Here is a 5,995-nt window from a genome sequence, read left to right on the forward strand (position 1 = left end):
TCATGACTGGTGTGGAAACGATGGACGGTCCTCGCCGCCCTGCCGGTCTGCGTGCTGATGAGCGGCTGCGAGCTGCGTACGCAGGTCGGGATCGTCGTCGATGGCGACGGCGCCGGTGCGCTGTCGTACACGTTGGCCGCCGACGACGAGCTGCGCCGGGCGGCGCGCCGCGCCGGTGCCGACCCGCTGGAGGCCCTGGCTGCGACAGGCGAGGGGCTGCCGGGCTGGCGGGTCGACCGTGGGACCGAGGGCGCCCTGCAGGGTGTGACCCTCACGACGACGTACGACGACCCAGCGGACCTCGCACGGATCAGCGACCAGTTCGCCAATGCGCTGGCGGCGCCTGAGCTGCGGCCGCTCGGCCCGCTGCGCCTGGTGATGGACGACAGCACGGTCGACCTGCGGGGCAGCGCGGCCCTCGTGCTGGACGCCGCCGCCGTGCGGGAGCTCAGCCTGCGTCCGGCCCGCGCGCGAGAGGTCCTCGACGACAGTGTTACGCTGCGAGTCGAGGCCCGCATGCCGGGGGATGTGCTCGAGACCAACGCGGACGCGCGGGGCGACGACGACAGCGTCTCGTGGACGATCGCGCCCGGGCAGCGGCGCACCCTGCACGTGGTCGCGCTGCGGCCGTGGACGCTGGCGCGGCTCAGCCGCCTCCTGATCACCGCCGAGGGCGTGCTGGCGCTTGCGATCGGCATCGCCCTGCTCTACGGCTGGCGCCGTGCCACGCAGCAGCGTCCGGCGTTGCCGGCCTGACGCATCTGGGACAGATGAGGCCGCGGGCGGTCGCGATCCATCCCCAGGTCGGCGCGGCCCGGCGACGTGGGGACAGTTGCGACATGGAGGTGAGATGCGGTCGATTCGGCCGCGGGGCAGGATGTCAGGCGTTCGCACCCTCGTGCTCGGCGCGGATGCGCGCGCGTTCGCTGCGCACGTGGTGCGCCTTGGACTTCGCCCTGGCGACGCGCTCGGGCACGCCGTCGGCCAGCAGGCGGTCCATGACCTCCTGGTCGACCTGCGCCTCGACATGGATCTCGTCGGACCGGTCGGCCGTCGCCACCGCGCCCTGCGGGGCGGCCTGGCCGCCCTGCGTCTGCGCTGCGGGTAGCGCCGTGGCCGCCGCCGCTACCTCGTCGGCGCCGAACTGGGGGGTCAGCTCGAGCAGCTGGCAGTGCTCGCGCCATCGCGCGATGGTCTCGTCGCCCGCGTCGGCCATGTTCAGCCGGCGGGTGCTGGCCTTCTGCGCGATCTTGTCCCAGCGGTCATCGTCGGTCGGCACCACCTCGACGTCGCAGACCACGTCGGCGACGAGACTGCGGGTGTCCTTGCCTCTGGCGTTCAGGCGGACGGTCTTCGTCTGGCCGAGGCCCGGCACCTGCTGCTCGCCCGGACCGTGGAGCAGGTAGATCTTGTCGCCGTCGGCGACGAACCAGACCGGCTGGGTGTGCTCGGGGATCACCTTGCGCCGGCGCCCGTTACGACGCTCGGGCACCGTGACCCAGATGATCGTGCTCTTCTTGACGGCGGCGGCGAACGTGGCCTCGGCGGCCGTGCGGGCGCTGCCCCCACCCTCGGGCTCCACGAAGAACGGCACCCGGCCGACCTCGTCCTCGCCGATGAAGAACGTCAGCTCGTGCTCACCGAGGTCGTCGATGGTGACGTTGCGCAGTTCGGTGAGGAAGCGGTCCTCGAACGCCTCACCGGACAGCTCGATGCGCGCCGGCGACGACTCGACCAGCACGCGGCCTCGGGCGTCGCGCAGCACGAAGTGCTCGACGTAGACACCCTGGGGTCCCTGGTACTCGCGGATCACAAGGAAGGGGCGGGCGGTCCCGGGCACACCGCCGGCGATGCGCACGATCGGGTCGAGGACCGCCCGGTCGACACGGGCGGCTCGGTAGACCTCGCTGTCGATCGCGAAGGCCTGGTGCAGGTCGGCGCGTGCCAGTGTGGGACCCTTCGACTCTTCAACGCCTCGGGTGGCCCCGCACGGCAGGTCGCCGGCGGGCGCTGGCGGACAGTATAGGGAATGCGGGCCGCCGGGCCCCACGCGCGATGGCCGTCGCGCGACCGTGACACCGAGCGTGGAAGATGACCACCGACCACGGCATCGCCGCCGACGACGCGCCTCCCCGATCGAGCGCGGTCGAGGCCCTCGTCGACGCACCGAATGCCCGCATCGCGCTGCTCGTGGTGGGAGTCGTCGCGGTCTCGTCGGCGGCGGTCCTGGCACGGATCGCGGTGGCCCCGGCACTTGCGCTGGCGTGGTGGCGCACGGCGGCGGGGGCGCTGGCACTGACCCCGATGGCGCTGCGCTCGGGCATCGTCCCGGACCGGCGGCAGCAGCTGCTGCTGGCCGCGTCCGGGTTGCTGCTCGCCGTGCACTTCTGGTGGTGGTTCCTCTCGCTGGACCACACCACCGTCGCGGCGTCGGCGGTCCTCGTGTCGATGTCGCCCGTGGCGGTCGGAGCCGGCGCGGCGTGGCTGCTCGGTGAGCCGCCCGGCCGTCGGACGTGGGTGGGCCTGGTGCTGACCGTCGCCGGCGCGGTCATCATCGTCGCCGACGACGTTGGCGGCGCGACCGCCCGGGCGCTGCTCGGCGACGCCCTGGCGTTCGCCGCGGCGCTGGCCATGGCCGGCTACCTGCTGCTGGGGCGGTACGCGCGCAGGACGCTGCCGGTCAGCGTGTACGCGACCTGGACCTACGGCAGCGCCGCGCTGGCACTGCTGGCCGTCGCGGTCGTGACGGGCACGCAGCTCGGCATCACGGAGCCCTTCGACCGTGCGACCTGGCTCGCGATCGCGGCGTTGATCGTGGGTCCACAGCTGCTGGGCCACACCGTGTTCAACCTGGTGCTGGGCCGGGTGTCGGCGACGGTGGTGGCGGTCGTCATCATCGCCGAACCGGTCGGCGCGACCGTGCTGGCGGCCGCGGTCCTCGGCGAGGCACCCGACGGGTGGTTCTACCTGGGCGCCCCGCTCGTGCTGCTCGGCGTGCTGCTGGCGGTCGGGCCCGGCCGGCGTGGATCCGGCTGACGCGTCACAGCCGCTCGAGCACATCGTGGTCGTCGAGGAACGCCCACAGGCCGTCGACGAGGTCGAGCGTCGCGAGTCCGTCGCGGTCGACCCAGGCGACGTCGTCGGCGTCGTCGCCGGCGGCCGCGGAGCCCGAGGCCGTCGCCCAGAAGTCGAGGATGACGTAGTGGGCCCGCTCGCTGATGCGCTCGGCGATGCCGCACAGGCGACCGACGGTCACATCCAGCCCGGTCTCCTCACGCAGCTCGCGCCGCACCGCTGCCTCGAGCGTCTCGCCCGGCTCGACGCGGCCGCCGGGCAGGGACCACCTGCCCATCGCGACACCCTGGCGACGACGGACGAGCAGCAGATGGCCGTCCCGGACGCACACTGCGCCGACGGCGACCTCGGGGCGGGGTGCGCGCGTGGCCACCCGGTGATCGTACGCTCCACGGCGGGCCGGGTGGCTGAATCGTCGCCACCCCGCGGCCGATGCACGGAGGTGCGGCGTGGAACCGGCTGGATGCGTCGCGCACCCGCACGCGCCACCGATGCAGGCCGACCCGGGCCTCGTCGACACCACGCCGAGGCGACCAGGCGGGCGTCCCGGCCTCTGGTTCGACGCTGGACCTGACCTGGTCGGCCCTGATGTCAGACACGACCCGTAGTTGCTCCGCCAGCTCAGGGACCTCGTCGTGTGAACCTCGCCGTCGACGACGTCGGCACCGGCTTCAGCCCGCTGAGCTACGCGTGGCGCTTCGCCACCTGCTCAAGGTCGACCGTTCGTTCATCGGCCGTCCGGGCGGAGAGCCGGCGGACGCCGCGATCACCGCGGCGGTCTGCGGGCTGGGTCGCGCTCGGCCACGACGTCGTCCGGAGGGCGTGAGCACGCGGCGCAGCGCCTCGGCGCTGCTCTCGCTGGACTGCGGTCGGGCAGGGTACTGGATCAGCCGTCCCATCGAAGCGGACGGGTTCCGGCCCGCCATGACCACGCGCGAGGCGCGGTTGCACTAGCCCGATCGGTGGAGGGTCGGTCGCACCGCCGGGCGCGTCGCGCCGCGGCGGGTACGGTTAGGGCCGCATCCAAGACGGACACGACCGGGACCGGACATGCAGCACGCCTACGACATGCATACGCACACTGTCCATTCGGACGGTACCACGACGCCGGAGGACAATGTCTCATTGGCCAAGGAGATCGGCCTCGCCGGCCTGGCGTTGACCGACCATGACACGGTGAGTGGTTGGACCCGGATGCGTGACGCCTGTGTGCGACACGGACTGGCCTTCATCCCAGGTATCGAGTTGTCGACGGAACGGGATGGCCGCAGCGTGCACCTGCTGGGGTACTGGGTGGATCCCGAGGACACCGCCCTCGCCGACGAGTGCGACCGCCTCCGCAACGAGCGCTCGCGTCGCGCGGAGGACATCTGCGCGCGGCTCGATGCGCTCGGCGTCGGTGTCGACATCGCACGCGTGCGCGAGCTCGCCGGATCGGCACCGATCGGCCGCCCGCACATCGCCAGCGCGATGATCGAGGCCGGCCATGTGCCCGACATCCAGACGGCGTTCGACGACTTCCTCGCCGACGGCGGCCCGGCGTACGTGCCCAAGTACGCGGTCGACCCCGTCAGGGGCCTGCGTCTGCTGATGGAGGCCGGCGGCGTCGTCGTGCTCGCCCATCCTGGCATCAGTGAGGACGGCGGCGGCCCGGTGACGCCGGAGTTGCTCGCCGAGCTCGCGGAGGCCGGCCTCGCCGGCGTCGAGGCCGACCACCCCGCGCACAAGCCCGACGTCGCCGAGCGGTGGCGCAGGCGTGCCGACGAGCACGGCCTCCTCGTCACCGGCGGCAGCGATTTCCACGGAGAGCGCAAGGACCTCAAGATCGGAGAGCGGACGACAACGGCAGACATGCTCGAACAATTGCAGACATTGGCAAGCAGCGAGATACACGATAAGATATCGGTGACGCCGACGACGATGTGACGTCGGCGCGAGCAGCGGAAGAGGCAGATGTGGCAGGTCCAGCGAAGCGGTTGACACCACAGCCGATGCTCGTGGTCCCGGGCGACGGCGTGAACCCGGTGGCGACGCTGGTGATCGACGACGACGAGATGTTCGTCGGGCGCCGACCCAGCAGCCATCTCGTGATCAGCGACCCGCACGTGAGCCAGACGCATGCGCGGATCCGCCGGTCGTCGGGAGCGATCCTGATCGAGGACCTCGGTTCGACGAACGGCACGTTCGTCAACGGCGAGCCCGTCGTCGGCCCCCTCGCGCTGCGTCACGGCGACATCGTGCGGTTCGGCGCCGTGGACGTGCGCTTCGAGGATCGGGCGTCGCAGATGATCCAGGGCGAGTCCACCGAGGTCATGGAGCGCGCCGGCGAAGACGACGCGCTCCTCGAGCGCCCGGTGCTCTCGCCCCGGCAGAGCGAGGTGCTCGCGTACCTCAAGCAGGGGCTGACCAACCCGCAGATCGCCGAGCGGCTCGGGGTGACCGAGCGCACCGTCAAAGCGCACTGCCAGGAGGTCTACGACCGCCTCGGGGTGCCCAATCGCACGGCCGCCGTCGACGCTGCGCACCGGCTCGGGCTGCCGGTCGAGGAGCAGGCGCCGACGACGCAGCGCCTGAAGGCGCCCCGCTGACGGGTCCCGGGTGAGTGAGCCGAGCGATCCCGGCCACGCGGTAGTCGATCCGCGGGAGGACGACTAGGCTCGTCGTCGCGGCCGGAATGCTCGGCCCTGCTCGCAACCGCTCGGAGGCTCATACCGTCAGGCGTGGGTCGGCTCAGGCACCTCTCGTTCACGCGACCGGTGCCGGCGGCCCCTACCGACCGCCCGGTGGCCACAGGTCACCGCGGTGGGAGGAGTGGACAACACGCTCTGAGACGGGTTTGTTCGGCAGGTCGAGCTCCGGCCGCACGTCATCCGCCGGGTTTCGACGCGGCGAAGGCGCGGTCGCACGCCGGGCGTCGCCC

7 protein-coding genes are annotated in these 5,995 nt (G+C 72.3%); 5 read left to right on the plus strand and 2 right to left on the minus strand.

Features of this window, described 5'->3' with window-relative positions; genetic code table 11:
• The first annotated feature begins 9 nt into the window (after positions 1-9).
• Positions 10-756, plus strand: a complete 747-nt coding sequence (locus VK923_15200; GenBank protein ID HSJ46018.1) for a hypothetical protein — start codon at positions 10-12, stop codon at positions 754-756.
• 124 nt (positions 757-880) lie between these two features.
• Here VK923_15200 and VK923_15205 read toward each other — a convergent pair whose 3' ends face one another.
• A complete protein-coding gene (locus VK923_15205; protein ID HSJ46019.1) occupies positions 881-2,050 on the minus strand; it encodes a hypothetical protein in 1,170 nt (389 codons plus the stop codon).
• A gap of 41 nt (positions 2,051-2,091) precedes the next feature.
• Between VK923_15205 and VK923_15210 the strand changes: the two genes are divergently transcribed.
• Positions 2,092-3,036 carry a DMT family transporter gene (locus VK923_15210; GenBank protein ID HSJ46020.1) on the plus strand — a complete coding sequence of 315 codons (945 nt, stop codon included), beginning with the start codon at positions 2,092-2,094 and terminating at the stop codon, positions 3,034-3,036.
• Between the two features lie 4 nt (positions 3,037-3,040).
• Here VK923_15210 and VK923_15215 read toward each other — a convergent pair whose 3' ends face one another.
• A complete protein-coding gene (locus VK923_15215) occupies positions 3,041-3,448 on the minus strand; it encodes an NUDIX domain-containing protein (protein HSJ46021.1) in 408 nt (135 codons plus the stop codon).
• Between the two features lie 317 nt (positions 3,449-3,765).
• On the opposite strand from VK923_15215, the gene VK923_15220 reads away from it, so the two are divergent.
• From VK923_15220 to VK923_15230, 3 genes are all read left to right on the plus strand, one after another.
• Positions 3,766-4,029, plus strand: a complete 264-nt coding sequence (locus tag VK923_15220) for a hypothetical protein (protein HSJ46022.1) — start codon at positions 3,766-3,768, stop codon at positions 4,027-4,029.
• Positions 4,030-4,125: 96 nt separating this feature from the next.
• Positions 4,126-5,001 carry a PHP domain-containing protein gene (locus tag VK923_15225; protein ID HSJ46023.1) on the plus strand — a complete coding sequence of 292 codons (876 nt, stop codon included), beginning with the start codon at positions 4,126-4,128 and terminating at the stop codon, positions 4,999-5,001.
• Between the two features lie 29 nt (positions 5,002-5,030).
• Positions 5,031-5,663 carry an FHA domain-containing protein gene (locus VK923_15230; protein ID HSJ46024.1) on the plus strand — a complete coding sequence of 211 codons (633 nt, stop codon included), beginning with the start codon at positions 5,031-5,033 and terminating at the stop codon, positions 5,661-5,663.
• Positions 5,664-5,995: the final 332 nt, after the last annotated feature.

Source organism: Euzebyales bacterium (genome assembly GCA_035461305.1).
Lineage (GTDB): Bacteria > Actinomycetota > Nitriliruptoria > Euzebyales > JAHELV01 > JAHELV01.